Raw genomic sequence first — 21,058 nt, 5'->3', positions numbered from 1 at the left:
GCACAACAGTGGGCACATGCCGGACAACAGGAGGTGCGCGCGGGCCGCCCCCGGGACCCGCGGCGGTTCGGTGGGGTACACATCGGAGCACCGCGGGCCGGGTTCAGACTAGCCCTGTCCCAGACAGATTGCAATCGAACCTTCGAATTGCAAAGACGCCGAGCGGATTACGCTCAGGCGCCTGCCAGGATCCCTTGAACAGCCTCGGATCGGAAGAAAGGTTCGACGCGCTGCCGCACCATACCCGCCAGTACGCCATCGCGTTTCGCGATTTCGATGACGGGTGGCGCGTACCGCACGAATTCATCGCGCAGCAGCTCCGGAGTTATCCCGACTTCCTTCCACAATCCGGCCACCGTGTAATCGCCGTAGTAGCCGAGCAGGATTTCCGCGGCATCGCCCACGAGTTCGGCCAGATAATCGTGATTCTTGACCGTGGTGACCAGATCCAGGACCGCCGCGAGCAATGCGCGCAGCTCGTCGAGTTCGATGAATTCGCGCAGATCGCTCACCGGCTCGCCGGCGAAGAGGTCGTACACCTCCATGACCGCGTCGGTGAGCGGAGTCTCCTTGATGACGGTCAGGATCGCGTGATTGGTGCGCTTCGCCGCGTACTGGGCCGCCGCCGCACCGGCCTCCCCGAGCCGCTCGCCGAAGGCCTTGTCACCTGCGCTGAACACCCGCCCCACGGTCCTGTCGCCCAGGGAGAGCGCGGATTTCACCACCGGTATCCGCTCGGCCCGGCTGCGCGCGGCGTCGGCCGCGCCGGACACGATGCGATTGACGAAGGTGGCGGCCACCGAGCCCACCAGCGGGCTCTGCGCGAACCGGTCGAGGCCGCGCTCGAACATGTGGTGCATGCCGAGCACGGTGGCGACCAGCCGGGCGACACCGTCGCGGTCGATCACATCGCCCAGCCGGAACTCGTCATTGGCCGCGAGATCGTAGAGGGCATCGGCCAGCGCCTCGAACAACTGCCGATTCGCGGCGCTGTTGTTGGCCAATTCGATGATCGACAATGCGGTCCGCTGCACCGAATCCCGATCCAGTGCGTCGGATACCTTCAGGGTTTCGGCGACCGTGAAGGTATCGCGCAGAATCGAATCGGTATGGGCGACCAGCAGATCGCCGGTGACCTGGTCGACGATATAGTCCACGGCGGCGTCGATGAGCTTGTCCGCCATTTGTGCTGCCATCGCAACTCCCCATATTCCTGTCCGTGCACTACGGAACAGACACTTGTGATCGAAAGTGTCTCAGACGCAATGGCATACCGCAAAGCGAACCTACCGACCCGCTTCCTGATCGCGTTGCCGCCGGATTCTTTCCTGTCGAGCCTCCTGATCACCGCGCTGGCTCGCGGTGAGAGGCCAGACCTGATATGTCAGCACCACCTGCCCGGGCCCGCAGTCCCGGGACAGCCGCAGCGTGGCGCCCGCGCCGATGGGATTACCGGGCTCGGTGAAGACGACCTGCCGCCCGTCCAGCGGGGTACTGCAGACGTAGGTGACGTCCACCGATCCGGGCTCCGAATCCGGGTTGTAGCAACTGATTTCCAGTCGCGATCCGTCGGTGCGCGTGGCTCCGCAGTCGATCTCGGCGAGGGTGCCGGCATCGGCCCGGGCCGGGTGCCCGGACGCGGCCGAGGCGGGGCCGGTGAGCAGCGCGCCGAGGATGAGGCAGCCCACCGGGAGCGCCGCGAACCGACCGCTCCATTTCATGCCGCGACGTCTTCTCATGCCGCGACCTCTTCCGGCTCATCGGCCGGCGCGGACCGGACCCCGCCCTCCGACAGCCCGATCCGCCGATGCAGCCGTTGCGCCCACTGTGGCGCCCACCAGCATCGATCACCCAGCATGCGCATGATCGCCGGCACCAGCAACAGTCGAATCACCGTGGCGTCCAGAATCAGCGCCATGATCATCCCGTAGGCGATGTACTTCATGAGCACCAGATCCGAGAGCCCGAACGCCCCCGTCACCACGATCAGCACCAGCGCCGCGGCGGTGATGATGCCGCCCGTGTGCGCGGTTCCGTACCGGATGGCCTCCGGGGTGTCCGCCCCGCGCTCGCGCGCCTCCGCCATCCGCGACATGAGGAAGATCTCGTAATCGGTGGACAGCCCGAACACGATGGCCACGATGATCACCAGCACCGGGAAGCTCAAGGGCTGCGGCGTGAAATCGAGCAGTCCGGCACCGTGCCCGTCGTAGAACACGAAAGACAGGAAACCCAAGGTGGCGGTGAGGCTCAGCCCGCTCACCACCACCGCCTTGAGCGGCAGCACGAACGAGCCGAAGGCCAGGAACATCATGACGAACGACGCGATCACCAGAATGGCCAGCAGTATCGGCAGGCGATGGATCACCCCGTGGATCGAATCCCGTTCCAGCACCGGCAGGCCCGTCACATACATGGTCACCCCGGACGGCGGCGTGATGGCGCGCAGCCGGGCGATGACGGCGTCGGCGTCGTTCGGATCGACCAGACCGGCTTGATACACCTTCACGTTCACGCCCGCCGCGGCCACGCCATTGGAGAAGGGTTGTTCGAACCCGCTCGTCAACCCCGGTGTCTTGTCCGCGGCCGCGACGATGGCATCCAGCGTCGCCCGATCCGCGCCCGCGATCACCAGTTTGACCGGCTCCACCCGTTCCTTCGGGAACACCGCGTCGAAAGTCTGCTGCGCCGTGCGGGTTTCATTGCCCGGCGGCAGGTACTTCTCGGTGAGCCCCGCGTACTGCACGTGCAGGAACGGCAGGATCAGCCCCAGCAGCACCAGCATGATCGGATAGGCCAGCAGCGCAGGACGTTTCATCGCCCAGGTGGCCAGCCGCGACCAGAACGAGGCATCGATCTGGGCTTCGGTGCGGGTGCGGGAGAACCGCTTCAGCCCGAAGGCGTCCACCCGTTTGCCGAGCACCGCGAGCATGGCCGGCAGCACGGTGAGGGACAGCAGCGCCGCCAGCGCCACCGCGGTGAGCGCGCCCAGCGCCACCGAGCGCAGGAAGGTCATCGGGAAGATGAGCACCCCGGCCACGCACACCACGATGATCGTCGCCGAGAACACGATGGTGCGCCCGGCCGTCGAAACGGTAATGCGCACAGCGTCTTCCGTGGATCTCCCGGCGGCGATCTCCTCCCGGAACCGGCTCACCATGAACAGTCCGTAGTCGATGGCCAGCCCGAGCCCGATGAGCGAGATGACCGCGTCGGCGAACTGGTGCACGTGCATGACATCGGTCAGCAGTTTCATCACGCCCCACGCGCCGATGATGGTGAGCCCGCCCACGATCAGCGGCAGCGCGGCCGCGATCACGCCCCCGAAGACGAAGAACAGCACGATGGCCACCACGGGCAAGGCGATCACGTGCATGCGCTGGATATCGGCCTGCATGGTGAGCCCGACGGCATCGGCCACCGGAACCCGCCCGGCGATACGCAGGTCCAGTCCGGGAATGCCGAGCTGATGTTCGATGCGGTGGTAGCAGTCGACGCTGTCCTGATCCCCGGTGCCCTGCAACCCGATACTGATGAAGGCCTGCGTCTTGGTCGCGTCGATGAATCGGGTCTTGCCGAGGCTGCCGTTCCAGTAGCCGCTGACATCCTTGATCTCGGTCTTGTAGTCGGTCAGCAGTTTCTGCGTCAGCACCCGTCCGGCGGCCTCGATATCCGGATCGGTGATGTGGCGTCCGGCGGGTGCGGTGTAGAGCGCGATCACATCGCCGTCGAAGTCACGCCCGAAGGTGTTGTCGGAGAGTTTCGCACCCGCCACCGATGCGCTGGTGTCGTCGAAGAAGCCCTGTGCGGTGAGCCGGTCCTGATATCCGTGACCGAAGAGGCCCGAAATCGCCATCAGCGCAATGAATCCGGTGATGACGGCGTAGCGTGCGCGGTAGGTCCACCGCCCCAACCAGTGGAACACGGTGCACCCCTAGGACTGGCAGGCCGGTGATTTGTAGTCGGTCTGGGCGAGGATGCCGCAGATCTCGTTGACCGGGATCTTCCACTCGCCGTTCACTGGAACCAGATCGAGGGGCGCGGAGCGGCGATTGCCGTTGCCGTCCTTGTCGAGCCAGAAGTCGGCTTCGAGGGTGTCGCCGTTGAGCGTGACCGAATCGGAGACCACGCCGAAGGTGGCATTCGGGTTCTCGGACATGGCCTTCTGCAGCTGGGGGAGGTCGGAGCGGAAGACCTCGCCGCCCTGCACGATGGACAGCCGTTGATCGTCGCTGACCTGATGGCCCTTGCCGAACAGGTCCTGCAGCTTGGTGTTCAGCTGGTCGGCGGTGAGCGGATCGGGGGTCTTGCCGCCGGCCGCGGTGCTCGCGGCGGTGGTGGTGGGGGCGACGGTGATGGTGATGTCGCTGCTCCGGACATTGCCGGAGCTACATGCGCTGATTGTCGGAGACAGCACAAGTCCGAGTGCTGCCAGCGAAAACGCCATTCTCAGGCGGTAATTCATGTCCCCTCCATGTGATCGCGATCTCAGTTTGCCTATCCGTGGGCCGTGGGTCACAGTATGCTAACCACTGTCTGAGTCGGTAGGGCAAGATTTCATGCAAGGAGGCGCCGTGGGGGCAGCGCGCAAGCCGCGGGGATCGGCGTTCGCTTACATTGCGGGACTGCTGGTTTCGGCCGCGCTCATCGGTGGCGGCGGGGGAGTGGCCCTGTGGTTCCGGGCGCATCTGGGCGCGCCGCCGCCCATCGTCGTGGTGGCGGAGCGGCCGGCCGCGCCGAGTGCGAGCGTCGTCCCGACCACCCGGGTCACCACCACGACGCCCGCGCCCGTGGTGCCGCAGGAAGCCATTCCGCCGCAGCTCCCGGACTCGGACGCCTATACCGCGGCCCCGGCGAGCGGGATGCCGGGCTTCGCGAACAGGACCGCGAACCAGTACGGCTGGTTCGGCGGCGACGGGGTGTCCGCGCGCTGTGACGAATGGAATCGCGCGACGGTCGTGGGGTCCACCGCGCAGACGCTGTTCGTGGTGTGCGGATCGTATTTCAAGGCTTACGAACTCGCGACGGGCACGCCGGTGCGGCTCGCGGTGGATGCGGGCGGGGGCGCCTGGTCGGGCTCGGGTGCGGGCGTCTCCATTCAACTGACCCAGAGTGTTTTGACTTTATTGCGCAATGGCGCGAATGCCGATGTGCAGAGCGTAGTTCAGTGGTGGACGCCCTAGGCGTTCGTCGATTTGCCGATATTCGCGGACAGTGTGGTCCCGTACGCGTACATTGTCTCAGACGGTGTGCAGGGGAGGTTTGAATGAGTACGTTGGCAGTCCCCGAGGAGGCCGTCCCGGCCGCTCCGGAACCGGCGCCCGCCTGGACGGCCCTGCCGCCGGTGATCCGCCCGTTCATCCGGCTGGCGCTGTGGGCGTGGCACACCCTGCTCGGTTCCATCGGCACCTTCGGCCGGCTGGTCCTGCTCGCTGTGGATTCCGTCTACGGCCTGGTCCGCGACATCGTCAAGCTGAATCACCCTTGGCGCGAGACCATTACGCAGGCCTGGTTCATGATGAGCGTCTCCGGCTGGCCGGCCATCCTCATCTCCGTCCCGCTCGGCGCGATCATCCAGATCCAGGCAGGCTCACTGGCCGCGCAGGTCGGCGCGACCTCACAGGCCGGCGCGGCGGGCGGGCTCGGCGTGATCCGCCAGGCCGCCCCGATGATCGCGGGCATCCTCATGGGCGGCGCGGTGGGCGCGGCGGTCGCGGCCGATCTCGGCGCGCGCAAGATCCGCGAGGAGATCGACGCCATCCGCACCCTGGGCATCAATCCCAATCACCGCCTGGTCGCGCCGCGGCTGGCCGCCATGTTCATCGTGGGCCCGCTCATGTGCATCCTGGTGGTCTTCGTCGGCATGTCGACCATCTACGCCATGACCCTCATCCAGGGCGGCGTACCGGGCGCCTTCTTCAATTCCTTTGCGGCCTTTGCCAGTACGACAGATCTGATCATCGCGATCGTCAAGACCGTCATCTTCGGAATCCTGGTCGTGCTGGTGGCCAGTCAGCGCGGGTTCGAGGCGTCCGGCGGCCCCAAGGGCGTGGCCGACTGCGTGAACGCCACCGTCGTGCTCGGCGTGATGACCACCTTCGCCGCGAATGTGCTCATCACCCAGCTGCTGACCATCTGGTTTCCGGACAGTATGGGGTTCTAAGTGGTTGTGCCATCGAAATACCGTGCACTGGGCGGCAGAACGATCCAGCGGGCGGGCGATTCCCTCGCGCCCGTGGTCGGACTCGGTCACCAGTTCGCCTTCGCGTATCACGTGCTGCGGGCCGTCCCGCGCACCCTGCACCGCTACCGGCGTCAGATCGGCGTCGTGTTCATGGATATCGGCTGGGGCAACGGCCGTGTCATCGTGGGCGGCGGCACCGTCGGGGTGGTGGTGTTCATGGGCCTGATGACCGGTGCGGTCATCGGCATCGAGGCCTTCCGGCTGCTGGACATGCTGGCCATGGGCCCGCTCACCGGATTCATCTCCTCGTTCGCCAATACCCGGGAGCTGGCGCCACTGGTGGCGGCCATCGCCTTCGCGGCGCAGGCCGGCTGCCGGATCACCGCCGAGATCGGGTCCATGCGCATCTCCGAGGAGATCGACGCGCTGGAAGCCACCGCGGTGGAGCCGATTCCGTTCGTGGTGACCACCCGCGTGATCGCCGGGGTGCTGATCGTGGTGCCGGTGTATCTGGCGTCCCTGTCCTGCAGCTACTTCGCGACGGCCTTCTTCATCAAGGTCGTGCACGGGCAGGCGGGCGGCACTTACGACCATTACTTCCAGGCCTTCCTGGCGCCCAAGGACATCTTCCTGTCGCTGTTCAAGGCCGTGGTGTTCGTCATCGTGGTGATCCTGGTGCACTCCTACTACGGCTTCTACGCCTCCGGCGGGCCGGAGGGCGTGGGCGTGGCCTCGGGGCGGGCCATCCGCGCCAGCCTGGTGCTGGTGGTCATTCTCGACCTCATGCTGACCACCGCGCTGTGGGGCATGTTCGTCAGCGATATCCGAATCACGGGATAGCCCATGGGAATCGCGAAGTATCAGGCGATCAACGGACGTGGGCCTAAACCGTGGCAACTGCTGCTCACCGGGCTCGCGGGCGGCGCGCTGCTGGTGGTGATCTCGCTGCTGTTCACCGTGTACATCAAGGGCGGCTTCACCCCGAAGTTCATCGTCAATATCCAGGCCGAGCAGGTCGGTGAGGGCATCGTCTCCGGCGCGGACGTCAAGATGGACGGCCTGCGCATCGGACAGGTGAACAAGGTGGAAAGCCTTGGGGCGCAGAAACAATACCTGCAGATCTCGGTCGAGCCGGACAGCGCGAAGTTCCTGGCCGCCAACGTGCACGCCCGGTTCGTCTCCTCGAACACGCTCGGCATGACGGCCCTGGAACTGTTCTACCTCGGCCCGCGCGGCACCGAACTGAGGAACGGGGCCACCATCACGCTGCCCGCCGACTCGCAGACCGTGACGGTCACCTCCATCATCCGCATGGTCGGCGATCAGCTCGGCAAGATCGACACCGGTCCCATCGACCGCATCGGCAAGGTGCTGAACTTCGAGGGCAGCGCCGACGGCATCGGCCGGATGATCTCCACCGCAATCGATCTCGGCCGCATGAAGGTGGGCGACCAGATCCTGGTGGGCGTGGACCCGCGGCCGGCCCTGCAGGCGGCGGCCGACAACAGCGGGGATCTGGTGAACGTCGCGCACGGTGCGCTCGACATCTTCCGCGCGCAGGCCGCCCGCATCGCCTTCCTGACCGAGCGCAGTGACGATTTCGAGGCCATCGTGTCGGTGATCGGGCAGGTCATCGGCGATGCCATCAATATCGTGCCGCAGCCGGGTTTCACTCAGGTGGTCGACGCGTTGCTCAGTATCGCCAAACCCATTTCGGGCGGGGCGAGCGGACTCACCAGCTTCTACAACCGGATCCCGCAACTGCTCGATGCCGTGGACCAGGCGTTCGTCGCCAATCCCGATGGGACGGTGTCGCTCCGGCTGCAGGTGCTGCTGGCGGGGTTGCCGTATCTGGCGGGGGACCCGAAGGTGATCGCCGCCGGGCCGCAGACGGTGCCCGGTGGTCCGTCGCTGATTCCCGGGCTGCCGCAGATTCCGGGACTGCCCATCCCGCCCGGGCTGTTCAGCGCCCCCGCACCGCAGGGAGGCGGCCGATGAAATCCGTTCGCTCCGCGGCCATCCGGCTGGGCATCGTCGGCGTGGTCATCATGCTCATGGGCGCCATGATCTGGACGGCATTGCAGACGCCGGTCAAGGACAGGGTGCGCGGCTACAACGCGCACATCACCGACGTCTCCGGCCTGAAGAAGGGCTCGGACGTGCGCATGGCCGGCGTACAGGTCGGCAAGGTCACCGATATCGCCCTCGACGGCAATGTCGCCTTCGTGCAGTTCACCGTCGCCGAAGGACAGGAGGTGTACGACAACACCGAGGTCTCGGTGCTGTTCACCTCGCTGGTCGGCGACCGCTACCTCGCGTTGCAGCAGAAGGCCGCGCCGGGCAACAGGATTCCGCCCGGCGCCACCATCCCCGTCGAACGCACCCACGGCTCCTTCGACATCTCCGAGCTCTTCGACGCCGTGCGGCCCATCTTCGACACGCTGTCCTCGGGTTCCGTCGACAAGTTCCTGGAGAACCTGCTGCTGGTGGTGTCCGGGGACGGCCGTGGCCTGGGACCGGTCATGGACGACCTGAACCAGATCCTGAAGGTGGCCTCCGATCAGGAACCGACGGTCACCCTGCTGGCCGACAATCTCTCCGGACTGGTCAACAGATTCCAGGGGCAGTCACCCAAGATCGACCACATGATCGACCAGTTGCTGGATCTGGTGGATCAGCTCTACGGCAAGATGGATTCGCTGAAAGGCCTGATAGACAAGGCGATTCCGGGCATGAACGCCTTCATGCCGCTGTTCGACCGGCTGGTCGGCATCTACTACGACAACTTCCCGGGCATGGACCGCCTCTACAACGATCTGCTCGGACCGGAGCTGGCCGGCTTCATCCGCCAGACCCTGGCGGCCGCCCCGCTGGCCGCGCACACCCTCGACAGCCTGGTGGACGAACCCAAATCGGGGGAGACCTGGAGCTGCCTGAGCGGACTGCCCATCCCGGCCACGATTCTCATGGGCATCGAGCGAATGGGGGAATGCCGATGAACCGCGCCTGGAAGCTCCCGGCGGGACCGCGAATCAGCCTGCCGCGCTTGACCATCCGCAGCGCGGAAGGACAGCTCCGCTTCGAATTCCGGGTCGGTATCGCCGCCATCATCCTGACGGTGGCGGCGCTGGTGGCCGCGGTGGGGGCCTTCGTGATTCCCTTCGGGCAGACGGTGTATCGGGCGGACTTCCTCAATTCCGGTGATGTGCGCAGCGGCGACGATGTGCGCGTCGCGGGCATCTCGCTGGGCAAGGTCCGCAGTGTCACGCTGGTCGGCGATCACGCCGAGATCGCCTTCGGGCTGGACAGCAAGGTGCACGTCGGGCTGGACTCGCACGTGGTGATCAAACTGCTCACCCCGATCGGCGGGCGCTATCTGTCCATCGAACCGCAGGGGCCGGGATCGGCCGCGGGCAGGATCATTCCGCGCGAGCACACCCGGACGCCCTACGACCTGTCGTCCGCGCTGGAACAGGCGACCCCGGCGCTGGCCGCGCTCGACGCGGGCAAACTGCGCGAGACCATCGGCAAGCTGGCGGGCGCCTTCGAACAGCAGCCGGATGCGCTGAACGGGATCCTGAACAGCGTCAACAGCCTGTCCGGCATCATCGCCCAGCGGCGCGACGAATTCGCGCGCGCCCTCGACGTGGCCAAGGAATACCTGGAGACGCTGACCAACAAGCTCGACCGGCTGCAACTGGCCGGGCAGCACGTGCTGGAGGTGTATCGGATCGTCGCGGCCAACCGGGACGGACTGGTCGCCCTGGTGGCGCAGATCCGGCGGCTGTTCGACTACGTCACCCCCGTGCTCTCCTTCGCCGACAAGCAACTGGGGCCGGCGCTGGAACCGCTCTACGACAGCATGGACAAGGAAGTCGCGGACCTGGTCGGCAACAAGGACGCCCTGGCAAGCCTGGACCAGAACGCTTCCGCGCTCCTGCAATGGTTCGCCGAGAACTCCGACAATCCTTATCTGCGCATCGACGAATCGGGAGCCACCATCACCGATACCCCGCTGTGCCCGCACGGAAAGCCGGGGTGCTGAGCGATGCGCGTGCGAAATCCCTTGCGGGCCTTCCGGGGTCGCGTGTTCCCGCAGTCCCGTCGCGGCCGCATCGGTGCGCTGGTCGGGGTCGTCGCCGTCGTGATGGGGCTCATCGTGGCCGTCACCGGCAAGCAGTACTACGACAGCACCGAGGCCCCGCTCGCCGTATGCGCCGACTTCCGCGACGCCGTCGGCCTGTACAAGGGCAATCGGGTCACCATGCTCGGCATCCAGGTCGGCAATATCGTCGGCATCGAACCGCGCACGGACGGCGTGACCGTGCACATGACCGTGAACCGCAAGGTCCGGCTGCCGCAGCAGCTCGGTGCGGTCACCATCGCGAATTCCATTGTCACCGACCGGCATATCGAACTCGGGCCCGCCTACAACGGCGGCGGCACCTTCGACTACCGCAAATGTATTCCGCAGGACCGCACCAAGACGCCGGTCGGCTTCACCGAATCCATGCGGGCCGTCGCCAACCTGTCCGAGGACCTCACGGGCAAACCGCGCGACGCGCCGCTGCAAGAGGCGGCGCCCAACGTACTGGGTGATTCGCTGCAGCGCATCGCCACCCAGGTGCACGACAGCGCGGTGCCGCTCAACGGAGCCATCCGCAATCTCAGCGATATCCTCGGCGACTCCGCCGCCGGCGCCAACTACCTGATGATGGCCATTCTCAAGGAGTTCCGGAAAGTCGGTCAGAACCTGGACCAGGGCGTCTCCGATGGGGACTTCCTGCTCGACGCCACCACCGACGCGCTCGACATAGTCAATCGCATCGGGCCGGACCTGGTGGGCATCGTCAGCGATATCGCGGTGTGGGTGCCGCCGCTGATGAACCTGCTCATCTACAAGTGGGGCAAGCTCATCATGCTGGGCCTGGACGGGCTCATGCCGGTCCTCTTCAAGGTGCTCGACCACACCCAGCACATGGTCGACTTCGCCAAGGACATTCCGCCCGCACTGCAGGGCGCCGCGCGCGCCTTCGACGAGAACCTGGGCGCGGGCCGGATACAGCTCGTACCGCCCAGCTTCCGCATCGATCCGTCGCTGGCGCAGGACATTTGCGGCATGGTCAAACCCTGGTTCCCGCAATGCAATCGGAACTTCGCGCCCGGCGACACCGTCGACTTCGGGCTGGTGCAGCTGGTCATGTCCGCGGCCGGGGGGAAGTGAGGAGCATGCGCGGAAAGCATTGGAAGACAGCGCTGCTGGGGACGTTGACCATCGCGGCGGTCTCCGGCTGCGCGGTGCGGCCCCTGGACATGCCGCTGCCCGGCACCCGCTACGGCAAACCCACCTATCAGGTCCGGGTCGAATTCGGTGACGTGCTGTCGCTGCCGTTGAAGACCAAGGTCGAGCTCAATGGCGCGCAGGTGGGGATCGTCGAATCCGTCAGTGTGCGACCGCGGCCCGACGCGCACGTACCGCAGCTGCCCGCCGATCAACAGCCCTACTACCAGCCCACCGCCATCCTCGATATCGACCGCAATGTGCACCTACCGGCCGAGACGCAGGTGGAGATGACCCAGCAGACGTTGTTCGGCGACACCTTCGTCAAGCTCAGCATTCCGAGGCAGACGTCGGGGCGAATGCTGTCGCAGGGCAGCGTCATTCCCATCACCCAGACCAAACAGGCCACCACCGTCGAGCAGTACATGACCGCGGTGGTCAGCTGGGTCACCGGCGGCAATGTGCCGTTCGTGCAGAGCTTCGTGACCAGCGTCAACGGGGCCTTCCCGCCCGACACCGGCGATTTCAAGGACTTCATGGCCAAGTTCGCGGTCACCATCGACCGCATCGGCCAGAACACCTCGCAGCTGAGCCGGATCCTGAACAATGCCACCGCCGCGCTGGACACCTTCCGGCAGGCCGACGACGTGTGGCGGTTCGTATTCGATCAGGCACCGGTGCTGCTGGGCGTGGTGCAGCACGTGCTGCCCGACATCCTGCACTTCGTTGACGCGCTCCGGAATCTGGCGTCCTATGCCGGTGATGTGCTGATCGACAAGAGCAATCCGGCGGTGGCAAAACGGGTTTCGCTGGCCAACGGGTTCCTCGACGCGTGGACGCCGCTGCTGCAGGCCATGATGGCCGCGCCGGATCAGGTGCCGCGCACGCTGGCGGCGGTGAACGCGCTACTGGAGAACAAGATCGTGCCGTTCCTGTCGGCGCGCGGGCTGCCGTCCTTCGTCGTCTCCGATGTGGTGCCGCAGACGCCGCCGGATCTGCTGACCGGGGATCCCGACAAGGATGCGCGCATCACCGCCGCCAATGAACAGGCCTTCCGCGATCGGGTGGATCCGATCCTGAAACTCGTGGGGTTGCTGCGATGACCCGAAAGATCCTGGCCTCGGCGCTCGCCATGGTGTTCATGGCGCTCGCCGCCTCGGCCTACCTCACCTACGGCGTCTTCGGGTTCCGGCCCGGCGAACAGAGTTATGCGCTGCGGGTGCTGCTGCCGAATTCCGGTGGGCTCATGCAGACCTCGCCCGTCACCCTGAACGGGCTGCAAGTGGGGCGCGTGCAGCAACTCGTCAAGGCCGAGGGCGGGGTGCTGGCCCGGCTGTCGGTCGAATCGCAATATCAGATCCCCGCGGATGCCATTGTGACAGTGGCGAATCTGTCCGCGGTGGGGGAGCAGTACATCAACTTCGCGCCCAAATCCGCGCACGGGCCCTACTTTTCGAACGGCTCGCTGGTACCGGCCGGACAGGTGGTGCAGCCGCTGACCATCGCGCGCGCCCTCGGCGGCGTACAGGGCGTGATGGCGCAGCTGGATCCGAACGCCATCAACACCATCCTGCAGGGCGCGGATGTCGCCATCCAGGATGTGGGGCCGAGCATCCAGAAGCTCGTCGACTCCGGCAGCATGTTCGCCACCACGCTGCGGCAGAACCGCGACCTCATCCAGCGGCTGCTCGGCTTCCTGGCCGGCGCGGCCACGCAATCCACCGGCGACAAGCTCACCCTGCTGCGCTCCACCGCCGATCGGCTCGCCCACACCCTGCTGCCCGAACTGCCGGTGCTGCTCGACCAGCTCATCAGCATCACCCAGGAAAGCGGTGGGCGCGAAGTGATTCCGTTCATTCCGCTCGGGCAGCGGCTGGTGCAATACCTGACCACCCTCATCGGCAAGGGCGGGCCCGCACTGGAGGTGCTGCGGCCCTACCTGTTCGATCCCGCCGAACAGATCGACCTCGATCTCGGCAAGACCATGGACGGACTGCTCGCCGCCTTCCCGGACGGCAAGGGCTTCCGGCTCCTGGTCGACATCCCGCACTAGCGAGAGAAAGGGTACGGATGACATCTCGCTGGAAAGACCTGAACGACAAGGGGATACCCGTCCCGCTGCTCGGGCTGGCCGCCGCATTGCTGGTGGTCGCCACCGTCGTGGGAGTGATGACCTACCGCAACTGGGACCTCTCCGACCGCAACCAGGACCTGTCCGCGACCCTCGCCGACTACCGGCGCAAGGAAGCCGACTGCACCGCCGCCATCAAGGCCGGCACCGACTTCCTGCTGGCCGCCAATAACTTCGACTACCGCAAACCCGACGACTGGACCCCGCGCATCGCCGGGCTCACCGCCGGCACCATCCACGACTACTTCACCGATCCCAAAGTGGGACAGGACAATACCGCCTTGATCAAGGCCGGGAAGCTGCTCAAATCCAGCACCGTCGCCGACGTCGCCTGCGCGGCACAGACCGACAAGACCGTACGCGTCGTCGCCCAGCTCGACGAGAGCACCCAGAACATCCAGACCCCCGACCCGGTCAAGACCACCTCGGCCGTATGGGTGGAGGTGGCGCGGCAGGACAGCGGCTGGAAGGCCGTCGACTCCGGGCGCGGCGACCAATCCCTCACCACCGACGTGACCGCCACCCAGGCGCCCGCACCCACCCCGCCGGTCACCGGCGACCAGCCACGATAGGAGGCCGACCATGACAACGGGAACCACAGAGGTGGTCGGTGACGAGGACGAGCTCGTGACCGATACCGGGCCCGTGTTCGATCGGCGCCGCCGGGTCGCCGCCATCGTGGCCGCGGTGATCGTGGTGGTAATGGGCTCCGCGTGCGGGTATTTCGCGTACCAGCACGGAGATACCGCCGATCGAGTGGCGGCGGCACGGGCGCAGGCCGCCGACCGGGATGCCGCGTCGAAGGCGGGGGCCGACTTCCTCACCACCATGTTCACCGTGAACGACAGCAGCCTCGACCACTGGGACAGTGCGGTACTCGCGGCCACCACCGATTCCATGCACGATCAGCTGGGGCAGTGGCGGCAGGTACTCGACAAGCTGGTCAAGACGCATACGGATATGACGAGCACCGTGAAGGACATCGGTGTGGCCTCGCAGAACGGTGACGCGATCACCTTGCTGGCCGTCATCGAATCCACCGGCAGTACCGATCCCACCAATCCCCAGCCTGGTACGACCGACAGCTCCGCGTTGGTGGACATGCGCAAGATCGGCGGGCAGTGGAAGGTTTCGGGTTACGGGCCCGCGGGCGGCGTGCCACCGGCCGCCGCGCCTACCACTCCACCGGCCACCGACGCCCCCGCGCCGACCACCGGCGATCAGGCCCCGCGATGAGTACGGAAGAACGACGTATGAAGACCTCCGCCGCAGTGAAATCCGTTCGTACGATCGGCCCGCCGCTCGCCCTCGTGGCCGCCGTCGTGGCAGTGCTCGCGGTGCTCGGATTCGGTATCGGCGCATGGCATTTCGCCTCGGCGGACGACGGACTGCGGCACACCGTGGCCGGCTTCGATGCCCAGGCCGCCGACCGCGCCGCCGCCACCAAGGCCGGCGCCGACTTCCTGTCCACCGCCTACACGGTGGACGCGGTGAACGACAAAGGCATGGCGAAATGGAATACCGCCATGACCGCGGCCACCACGGACACCTTGAAGGATCAGGTGCGGCAAACCAAGGCGCTGCTCAGTCTGCTCACCGAGGCGAATGCCAGCATGACCGGCGCCGTCTCCGATTCGGCGGTCATCAGCCAGAACGACAATCTCATCCGGGTGCTCGCGGTGGTGAAACTGACCGGAAAGGCCCCTGGACAGAACGATCCGACCACCGGATCGGTCACCGAGTACGTCGACCTCATGAAGGTCGGCGGCGCCTGGAAAGTCTTCGGCTACAAGGATATCGGCGCCAAGAGCGGCCCCGGGCAACCGGATGCCGGCCTGCCCGGATTGCCGCTGCCGCAGCCGAGCGGCGGCAAATAGCGGGGCTATCGCGTGCAGACCGGTCGTCTTCTCTGTGGCCCAGCACAATTCGCTGATCATGCGAGTAGGCTCGGCCACAGTGGGGTGCTGCCGGCGACGTGAAGATGGGACACGACTGTGGCGAAATCCATGACACCACTGGAACTGCTCACCGAGCTGGAGCCGGTCGCGGAATCGAATCTGAACCGGCATCTCTCGCTGGCAAAGGACTGGCATCCGCACGATTACGTGCCCTGGGACGAGGGCCGCAACTTCGCCGCCATGGGCGGAACCGACTGGAGCCCAGCCGAATCCGGCCTCAGCGAAGTGGCCCGCGCGGCCATGATCACCAACCTCCTCACCGAGGACAACCTGCCCAGCTATCACCGGCTCATCTCCGAATCCTTCTCCCGCACAGGGGCGTGGCGCAGCTGGGTGGACCGCTGGACCGCCGAGGAGAACCGGCACGGCATCGCGCTGCGCGACTATCTGGTGGTCACCCGCGGCGTCGATCCGGTGGCGCTGGAACAGGCCCGCATGATCTGCGTGTCCCAGGGCGTCGACGACCCCACCGGCACCGGCGACCATCGGGTGCTGCACGGCGTCGCCTACGTGACCTTCCAGGAACTGGCCACCCGTGTCGCGCACCGCAATACCGGCAAGGTGTGCGACGACCCGGTCGCCGATCGCCTGCTCGCGCGGGTCGCGACCGACGAGAACCTGCACATGGTCTTCTACCGCAATATCTGCGCGGCCGCCCTGGACCTGGTGCCCGACGCGACCCTGGACGCCATCGCCATGGTCATCCGGAACTTCCGCATGCCCGGCGCGGGTATGCCCAACTTCCGCCGCAACGGCGTGCTCATGGCCAAGCACGGCATCTACGATCCGCGCCAGCACCTCGAAGAAGTGGTGCTGCCGGTGCTGCGTAAATGGAACATCTTCGAGCGCACCGACTTCACTGCGGAAGGTGAGCGCACCCGCGAGGAGCTCGCCGCCTTCCTGGATCAGGCCGCCAAGGACGTGATCCGCTTCGAGGAACAGCGCGACCGCGCCCTCGCCCGCGAGGCCGCCCGCCGCGAACGATAACCCGGTGTGCAGGGGCGCCTGTGGATAGTGCCCCCGTTCTCCACAGTTTCGCTGCCCGCCTCGCTGCCCCCGCCTTCCGAGATTAGAGTTCGGCTCGGAAGAAGGGGAACACATGGGGGACATGCTCCGAGCCGACCTGGAAGCTCTCCGCATCATGGCGGCAGACCTCCGCGGCCAAGCCGACGTCATAGCGGGAATCGACCCGATCGACCTGATCGCGAAAGTCGGCCGCGCCATGCCGAACTCCGCCATCGCCACCGCCGCGGCCACCGCCGACACCCCCCTCTCCGACGCCTGGCGCACCCTCTCCACCCGCCTCCACACCCTGGCCGACACCACCGACCACGGCGTCACCACCTACGAGGCCACCGACCAGGCCCTCGAAACCCAACTCGACAACTATCTCCACGACCTACCCTGACCGCGACTTCCACGCGCGATTCCGGGCAGCAGGCCGTCGATACGGCTGCGGCGACAAGTAACTCGATCTGTCGTGGCTCGAGATTGGGGGCTGCTGGTGCGGGCGACCGTGTCGCAGGTGCGGGGCTGGCGGCCGGAAGAGGCTGCGGCGGCGTCTGATGCGCTGGCGGTGGCGAATCTGACGTTTGCCGAGGCCATGCGGGTTGTCGGGCGGCGGGTTGATGCGGTGGTCGAGGGGTGGCGGGGTGCGGCGGCTACCGCCGGGGCCTTGCGGGCTTATGAATCCCAGTTGGCGGCCAATCATCTCGGGGCGGCCGTGCTCGGGATCGCGGATGCGCTCGCCGAGGCGGGTGGGCTCGCGGGTGTGCGGGAATCGGTGCTGGATATCGAGGCGGAAGCCGGTGATCACGGGTGTGTCGTCGGTGAGGACGGGAGTGTGGCTGCGCCGCATGCGGATACCGGCAATGCGGCCTTGGACCTGGCGCTGCAGGTTTGTTTCGATGCTCGGGCGCAGGTGTTGCAGGCGCGGCTGATCTCGCTGCTGGAGACGGCGGGGGAGATCGATGCCCGGGTGGGGGCGCGGCTCACGACCGCGGTGGAGTCCTTGGTCGCGTTGCGCCACGCACCGCAGGGCACGGGGATGAGCCGGGCTGTCGCCGACATCATCGACGGCCGGGCGGCAATGCCGGAGGATCCGAAAGCTGTTTGTGCGCTCTGGGATTCGCTGTCACCGGCAGATCGGGATGCGCTGTTCGCCTACGATCCGACGCTCGGCGGCCGGGACGGGATCCCGGTGCTGGATCGCGACTTCTACAACCGGCAAGAGCTCGAACGGCTGCGGACCACCACGGCATCCCGGCTGGCCATCCTGGACGGTGAGCATCCCGAGTGGGCGCGTCGCGATGAGCTGCCGACCACCTCGGAGGAGTGGATTCGGCTGCGCCCCTGGGAAGCGGAGCGCGTCGAGCTGTCCACCCGGCTTGCCGAGTACGAGATCGTCGCCCGTGATCTCGAGCCGGGCCGCTATCTGCTCGGCGTGGACGACCACAGTCACGGCATCATCGCCCTCGGCAATCCCGACGCCGCCCGCAATATCGCCACCTTCGTCCCCGGAACCGGTGCGACGCTGAGCGATATAGAGGAGGGCATCGCGCGCGCCACCACGCTGCGCTCCGCCGCCGAGGCCGCCGATCACCGGGCGCGCACCGCCGTGATCGCCTGGTACGGCTACGACGCACCGCCCGATCTGCTCGCGGCCACGAGCGATCGCGCGGCCGATGCCGGTGCGCCCCAGCTGGATCGGTTCGAGCAGGGCCTCCGCGTCACCCACCGGGAGGCGCCCGCGCACACGGTCGTGGTCGGCCACAGCTACGGCACCACCCTGATCGGCGCGGCCGCCGCACACGGTAACTCGCTGGCCGCCGATGACCTGATCCTGGCCGGCAGCCCCGGCTTGGATGTGGACCGCGTGACCGATCTCCGCCTGGACGGAATCAGCCCGGACCGGAACGGATCCCATGTCTTCGCCACCGCCGCCCCCGGCGACCCGGTCCCGGCCTTCGGCCGCTTCGTCCACGGCCCGGAGCCGACCGATCCCGGCTTCGGCGCCACCGTTTTCGAGTCCGCCGGACCCGCTGCCAACTTTCCGCTAATGCCCGATATTCCCGTTTTTCCGTGGGCGCACGGAAATTATTGGGAAAGCGGCAATCCCGGCCTCATCAGGCAGGGTGAGGTCATTACCGGAACCTATTACCAACGGTAACGGTGACCGGGCGCGCATCGTACTGCAGTGCGCTTATGGGTAGCGGACGCATTGCGGCGAGGTGTGAGAATTTCTACTGGTCATGTGCCCAAGGTGGTTTGAAACGGTTGGGTACGTGCTACTGTTCCGGGGAGTAGGAGCAGGGAATCGGAGACAAATGCGCACCGAGAACATCAATAGAAAGTTCAAACTGCACGACGAGCGCAGGAGTGCCGCCCAACTTCCGGAGCAACTGCATGGTTTGGATGTGGTGGGTTTCGTCCGGATCGATGAGTTTCCCGCCGAGTTGCTGAACTCCTTCGACGAATTCGCTGGTGGCTCGGTCGCCCCGCACACCCGGATCTACCGCAATGCCCAGCCGCACGGCATCGATGCCTGGGTCCTGGATCTGCTGCGGCAGGCCCGCATCGGAGACCGCTTCTTCCTCCGCACCGGCCTCGAGTACTTCCCGTGGGCGGATTGCCGGGTGCTCGACCACCGCTGGCTCGAATCCCTCCGCCAGGTGCTCGGCCCCAATCAGGGCTTCATCTCGCAGGACAAGACCTCGGCCGCCATGATCATCGGCGCGCAGTACGAGGTCCTCGGCTTCGCCCGCGGCCCGCACCTCACCGCGGCGCCGCCGACGCCCCCGCCGCCCCCGATGGAAACGGCCCAGGCACCGGTCGAGGATGCCCAGACCGTCCTGATCCATCGCGTCCGCGAAGACGTCCCGCCCCGTCCCGTCAGCGATTCGATTCAGTAGCCGATAGTGAACCGCCGCTGCACGAATCGCGGCAACTCGGCCTCGTCGATGAGAGCGATCGCCGCATCGTCGTAGGAGACGCGACTCGCTCCCCGCGCATCCCGGACCGGCTGATCGCCGCCGATCCGGAAACGGCCGGTACGTTCACCGGGCCCGATGGCCTCCGCCGGGCTGAGATAGGTCCAGAGCCGGTTCGAGGTGCGCAGCACGTTCAGCGCATCCCGGTGCCCGCGCACGGCTACCGCGTATTCGCGCGGAATGCCGAGTCTTTCGAGCCCGTCGCCGAGTTCGGCCTCGGGCTTGTCCACCTTGACACGACCGGGCGCATCCTCGAGACTCCCGGCCCCGCCCACCACGATCAATCGGGTGCGCGGATGGGATTCCAGCGCCTGTAGCAGCGACCGTGCGACGGTGGCGTAGACCGTCGGATCCGCCACCGACTGTGCCACCGTCGCGGCGAAATCCTTTGCCGCATTGCCCGGTTGATAGCAGCTGATCAAGACGTCCATGCCCGGCAGCTCCGCCGCGACCGCCGCCGAGTCGAACACGTCCAGGCTCACCCAGGTCAGATTCGGGTGGGTCTGGTTCGCATTGGCGAGATCGCGCGTGAACGCCTTGACGTGGTGGCCGCGTTGCAACGCCTCGAGTGTGGTGAGACGGCCGATATTGCCTGTGGCGCCGATGATTCCGATGAACACGGTTGCTCCTGCGAATAGTAAACGGTGACGACGTAAGAAAACTACACGGTGTGAAGTCATGTGACAGTGTCGATTAATCTCACACTGTTGTAAAGTGCTCGGCGTGAGTATCGTGCAGCCGACCCGGCGGGAACTGCGTCGCATTGAGACGACCGACGAGATCAAGCAGGTTGCCCTGCGGCTCATGGCCGAAGGCGGTCCCGGCGCCATCACCCTGCGCGCCATCGCCCGCGAGATGGGCATGACCGCGAATGCCGTCTACAGCTACTTCGCCACCCGCGACGACCTGATCACCACCCTCATCGCCGAGGTCTACGGCGAACTGGTGGATGCCACCGAAGCCGCCCGCGACGCCTTGCCCGCGACGGACGCCGCGGGCCGAATCCTGGCGTGGGCCTGCGCTTTCCGTGACTGGGTGCTGGCGAACCGGGAAGGCTTCCAGCTGATCTACGGCGATCCCGTGCCCGGCTATCAGCCCCCCGAGGGCGGGCCTGCGCCGGAGGCGCTGCACCGCGCCTGCGCGGGATTGGTCGGCCTGGTCGCCGGCGCGTGGCCGGCGGCGGGACCGCGGTACGCGGACGAGGACTACGACTGGCCGGATTTCGGTCCGGCGCTGGCCGAGATGGTCCGTGCGGAATTCCCGGACCTGCCACCCGTCGCCGTGGCGGTGGCCTTGCGGATCTGGGGCCGCATGCACGGACTCGTCGCCCTGGAATCCCATGGCCAACTGGACGATCAGATCGCCGATCGCGGCAAGCTCTACCGCGGCGAGATGAATCGGCTGATCCGGGAACTCGGGTTGACGCCGCCGGGCCGCTAGTCGCGCGACATGCCGTCGGTTCACGATCGAACCGGGCGGGGCTCGCTTACGTTGTTCCGGGTACGCCGGGTTGCT

22 protein-coding genes are annotated in these 21,058 nt (G+C 66.6%); 17 read left to right on the top strand and 5 right to left on the bottom strand.

Annotation, left to right across the window (positions count from 1 at the left end; genetic code table 11):
* Positions 1–173: 173 nt before the first annotated feature.
* From ACH438_RS27745 to ACH438_RS27730, 4 genes are all read right to left on the bottom strand, one after another.
* Positions 174–1,196 (bottom strand): hypothetical protein, encoded by a 1,023-nt coding sequence (locus tag ACH438_RS27745; protein WP_397010301.1) that lies wholly within the window; start codon positions 1,194–1,196, stop codon positions 174–176.
* 90 nt (positions 1,197–1,286) lie between these two features.
* Positions 1,287–1,739, bottom strand: coding sequence for a hypothetical protein (locus ACH438_RS27740; protein ID WP_397010299.1), 453 nt, complete (start codon positions 1,737–1,739; stop codon positions 1,287–1,289).
* Positions 1,736–3,925, bottom strand: coding sequence for an MMPL family transporter (locus ACH438_RS27735; RefSeq protein WP_397010297.1), 2,190 nt, complete (start codon positions 3,923–3,925; stop codon positions 1,736–1,738). The genes ACH438_RS27740 and ACH438_RS27735 overlap by 4 nt, the downstream gene beginning before the upstream one ends.
* A gap of 9 nt (positions 3,926–3,934) precedes the next feature.
* Complete coding sequence (locus tag ACH438_RS27730) at positions 3,935–4,465, bottom strand: hypothetical protein (RefSeq protein ID WP_397010295.1); 531 nt, start codon at positions 4,463–4,465, stop codon at positions 3,935–3,937.
* Between the two features lie 109 nt (positions 4,466–4,574).
* On the opposite strand from ACH438_RS27730, the gene ACH438_RS27725 reads away from it, so the two are divergent.
* The 16 genes from ACH438_RS27725 to ACH438_RS27650 all read left to right on the top strand — a co-directional run bounded on the left by ACH438_RS27725 (position 4,575) and on the right by ACH438_RS27650 (position 19,465).
* Positions 4,575–5,183 carry a hypothetical protein gene (locus ACH438_RS27725; protein WP_397010293.1) on the top strand — a complete coding sequence of 203 codons (609 nt, stop codon included), beginning with the start codon at positions 4,575–4,577 and terminating at the stop codon, positions 5,181–5,183.
* A gap of 83 nt (positions 5,184–5,266) precedes the next feature.
* Positions 5,267–6,163 carry an MlaE family ABC transporter permease gene (locus ACH438_RS27720; RefSeq protein WP_397010291.1) on the top strand — a complete coding sequence of 299 codons (897 nt, stop codon included), beginning with the start codon at positions 5,267–5,269 and terminating at the stop codon, positions 6,161–6,163.
* A 27-nt stretch (positions 6,164–6,190) separates the two neighbouring features.
* A complete protein-coding gene (locus ACH438_RS27715) occupies positions 6,191–7,024 on the top strand; it encodes an ABC transporter permease (protein WP_397010785.1) in 834 nt (277 codons plus the stop codon).
* Between the two features lie 3 nt (positions 7,025–7,027).
* Positions 7,028–8,182: an MlaD family protein gene (locus ACH438_RS27710; protein WP_397010289.1), complete on the top strand. Its 1,155-nt coding sequence runs from the start codon at positions 7,028–7,030 to the stop codon at positions 8,180–8,182.
* A complete protein-coding gene (locus ACH438_RS27705) occupies positions 8,179–9,183 on the top strand; it encodes an MlaD family protein (protein WP_397010287.1) in 1,005 nt (334 codons plus the stop codon). Before ACH438_RS27710 ends, ACH438_RS27705 begins: the two co-directional genes overlap by 4 nt.
* Positions 9,180–10,229, top strand: a complete 1,050-nt coding sequence (locus ACH438_RS27700) for an MCE family protein (RefSeq protein ID WP_397010285.1) — start codon at positions 9,180–9,182, stop codon at positions 10,227–10,229. Before ACH438_RS27705 ends, ACH438_RS27700 begins: the two co-directional genes overlap by 4 nt.
* 3 nt (positions 10,230–10,232) lie before the next feature.
* A complete protein-coding gene (locus tag ACH438_RS27695) occupies positions 10,233–11,408 on the top strand; it encodes an MlaD family protein (protein WP_397010283.1) in 1,176 nt (391 codons plus the stop codon).
* Positions 11,409–11,413: 5 nt separating this feature from the next.
* Positions 11,414–12,568, top strand: a complete 1,155-nt coding sequence (locus ACH438_RS27690; RefSeq protein WP_397010281.1) for an MlaD family protein — start codon at positions 11,414–11,416, stop codon at positions 12,566–12,568.
* The gene (locus ACH438_RS27685) at positions 12,565–13,518 is read left to right on the top strand and encodes an MlaD family protein (protein WP_397010279.1); all 954 of its coding nucleotides are present in this window, start codon (positions 12,565–12,567) and stop codon (positions 13,516–13,518) included. The genes ACH438_RS27690 and ACH438_RS27685 overlap by 4 nt, the downstream gene beginning before the upstream one ends.
* A gap of 17 nt (positions 13,519–13,535) precedes the next feature.
* The gene (locus ACH438_RS27680; RefSeq protein ID WP_397010277.1) at positions 13,536–14,168 is read left to right on the top strand and encodes a hypothetical protein; all 633 of its coding nucleotides are present in this window, start codon (positions 13,536–13,538) and stop codon (positions 14,166–14,168) included.
* Between the two features lie 10 nt (positions 14,169–14,178).
* The gene (locus tag ACH438_RS27675; RefSeq protein ID WP_397010275.1) at positions 14,179–14,832 is read left to right on the top strand and encodes a hypothetical protein; all 654 of its coding nucleotides are present in this window, start codon (positions 14,179–14,181) and stop codon (positions 14,830–14,832) included.
* 17 nt (positions 14,833–14,849) lie between these two features.
* Entirely contained in the window at positions 14,850–15,473 is a 624-nt protein-coding gene (locus ACH438_RS27670) for a hypothetical protein (RefSeq protein ID WP_397010273.1), read from the top strand.
* A gap of 129 nt (positions 15,474–15,602) precedes the next feature.
* Entirely contained in the window at positions 15,603–16,541 is a 939-nt protein-coding gene (locus ACH438_RS27665; protein ID WP_397010271.1) for an acyl-ACP desaturase, read from the top strand.
* 112 nt (positions 16,542–16,653) lie between these two features.
* Entirely contained in the window at positions 16,654–16,962 is a 309-nt protein-coding gene (locus ACH438_RS27660) for a hypothetical protein (protein WP_397010269.1), read from the top strand.
* A 72-nt stretch (positions 16,963–17,034) separates the two neighbouring features.
* On the top strand, positions 17,035–18,723 hold the full coding sequence (locus ACH438_RS27655) for an alpha/beta hydrolase (protein ID WP_397010267.1): 1,689 nt from the start codon (positions 17,035–17,037) through the stop codon (positions 18,721–18,723).
* Between the two features lie 157 nt (positions 18,724–18,880).
* On the top strand, positions 18,881–19,465 hold the full coding sequence (locus tag ACH438_RS27650; protein ID WP_397010265.1) for a hypothetical protein: 585 nt from the start codon (positions 18,881–18,883) through the stop codon (positions 19,463–19,465).
* Here the strand turns inward: ACH438_RS27650 and ACH438_RS27645 are convergent.
* Entirely contained in the window at positions 19,459–20,163 is a 705-nt protein-coding gene (locus tag ACH438_RS27645) for an NAD(P)-dependent oxidoreductase (RefSeq protein WP_397010263.1), read from the bottom strand. The two genes, ACH438_RS27650 and ACH438_RS27645, sit on opposite strands and share 7 nt — an antisense overlap.
* 103 nt (positions 20,164–20,266) lie before the next feature.
* Between ACH438_RS27645 and ACH438_RS27640 the strand changes: the two genes are divergently transcribed.
* On the top strand, positions 20,267–20,983 hold the full coding sequence (locus tag ACH438_RS27640) for a TetR/AcrR family transcriptional regulator (protein ID WP_397010261.1): 717 nt from the start codon (positions 20,267–20,269) through the stop codon (positions 20,981–20,983).
* The last annotated feature ends 75 nt before the right edge of the window (positions 20,984–21,058 follow it).

Source organism: Nocardia sp. NPDC020380 (genome assembly GCF_044386975.1).
GTDB lineage: Bacteria > Actinomycetota > Actinomycetes > Mycobacteriales > Mycobacteriaceae > Nocardia.
The sequence above is the reverse complement of the archived record's forward strand: the minus strand, read 5'-3'. Positions and strand labels throughout refer to the sequence as shown.

Coding starts and splice junctions, on each gene's coding strand:
- ACH438_RS27720 (WP_397010291.1), top strand. CDS start 5,267: ATGAGTACGTTGGCAGTCCCCGAGGAGGCCGTCCCGGCCGCTCCGGAA.
- ACH438_RS27650 (WP_397010265.1), top strand. CDS start 18,881: ATGCGCACCGAGAACATCAATAGAAAGTTCAAACTGCACGACGAGCGC.
- ACH438_RS27660 (WP_397010269.1), top strand. CDS start 16,654: ATGGGGGACATGCTCCGAGCCGACCTGGAAGCTCTCCGCATCATGGCG.
- ACH438_RS27675 (WP_397010275.1), top strand. CDS start 14,179: ATGACAACGGGAACCACAGAGGTGGTCGGTGACGAGGACGAGCTCGTG.
- ACH438_RS27665 (WP_397010271.1), top strand. CDS start 15,603: ATGACACCACTGGAACTGCTCACCGAGCTGGAGCCGGTCGCGGAATCG.
- ACH438_RS27680 (WP_397010277.1), top strand. CDS start 13,536: ATGACATCTCGCTGGAAAGACCTGAACGACAAGGGGATACCCGTCCCG.
- ACH438_RS27690 (WP_397010281.1), top strand. CDS start 11,414: ATGCGCGGAAAGCATTGGAAGACAGCGCTGCTGGGGACGTTGACCATC.
- ACH438_RS27670 (WP_397010273.1), top strand. CDS start 14,850: ATGAAGACCTCCGCCGCAGTGAAATCCGTTCGTACGATCGGCCCGCCG.
- ACH438_RS27685 (WP_397010279.1), top strand. CDS start 12,565: ATGACCCGAAAGATCCTGGCCTCGGCGCTCGCCATGGTGTTCATGGCG.
- ACH438_RS27710 (WP_397010289.1), top strand. CDS start 7,028: ATGGGAATCGCGAAGTATCAGGCGATCAACGGACGTGGGCCTAAACCG.
- ACH438_RS27700 (WP_397010285.1), top strand. CDS start 9,180: ATGAACCGCGCCTGGAAGCTCCCGGCGGGACCGCGAATCAGCCTGCCG.
- ACH438_RS27730 (WP_397010295.1), bottom strand. CDS start 4,465: ATGAATTACCGCCTGAGAATGGCGTTTTCGCTGGCAGCACTCGGACTT.
- ACH438_RS27745 (WP_397010301.1), bottom strand. CDS start 1,196: ATGGCAGCACAAATGGCGGACAAGCTCATCGACGCCGCCGTGGACTAT.
- ACH438_RS27705 (WP_397010287.1), top strand. CDS start 8,179: ATGAAATCCGTTCGCTCCGCGGCCATCCGGCTGGGCATCGTCGGCGTG.
- ACH438_RS27695 (WP_397010283.1), top strand. CDS start 10,233: ATGCGCGTGCGAAATCCCTTGCGGGCCTTCCGGGGTCGCGTGTTCCCG.
- ACH438_RS27740 (WP_397010299.1), bottom strand. CDS start 1,739: ATGAGAAGACGTCGCGGCATGAAATGGAGCGGTCGGTTCGCGGCGCTC.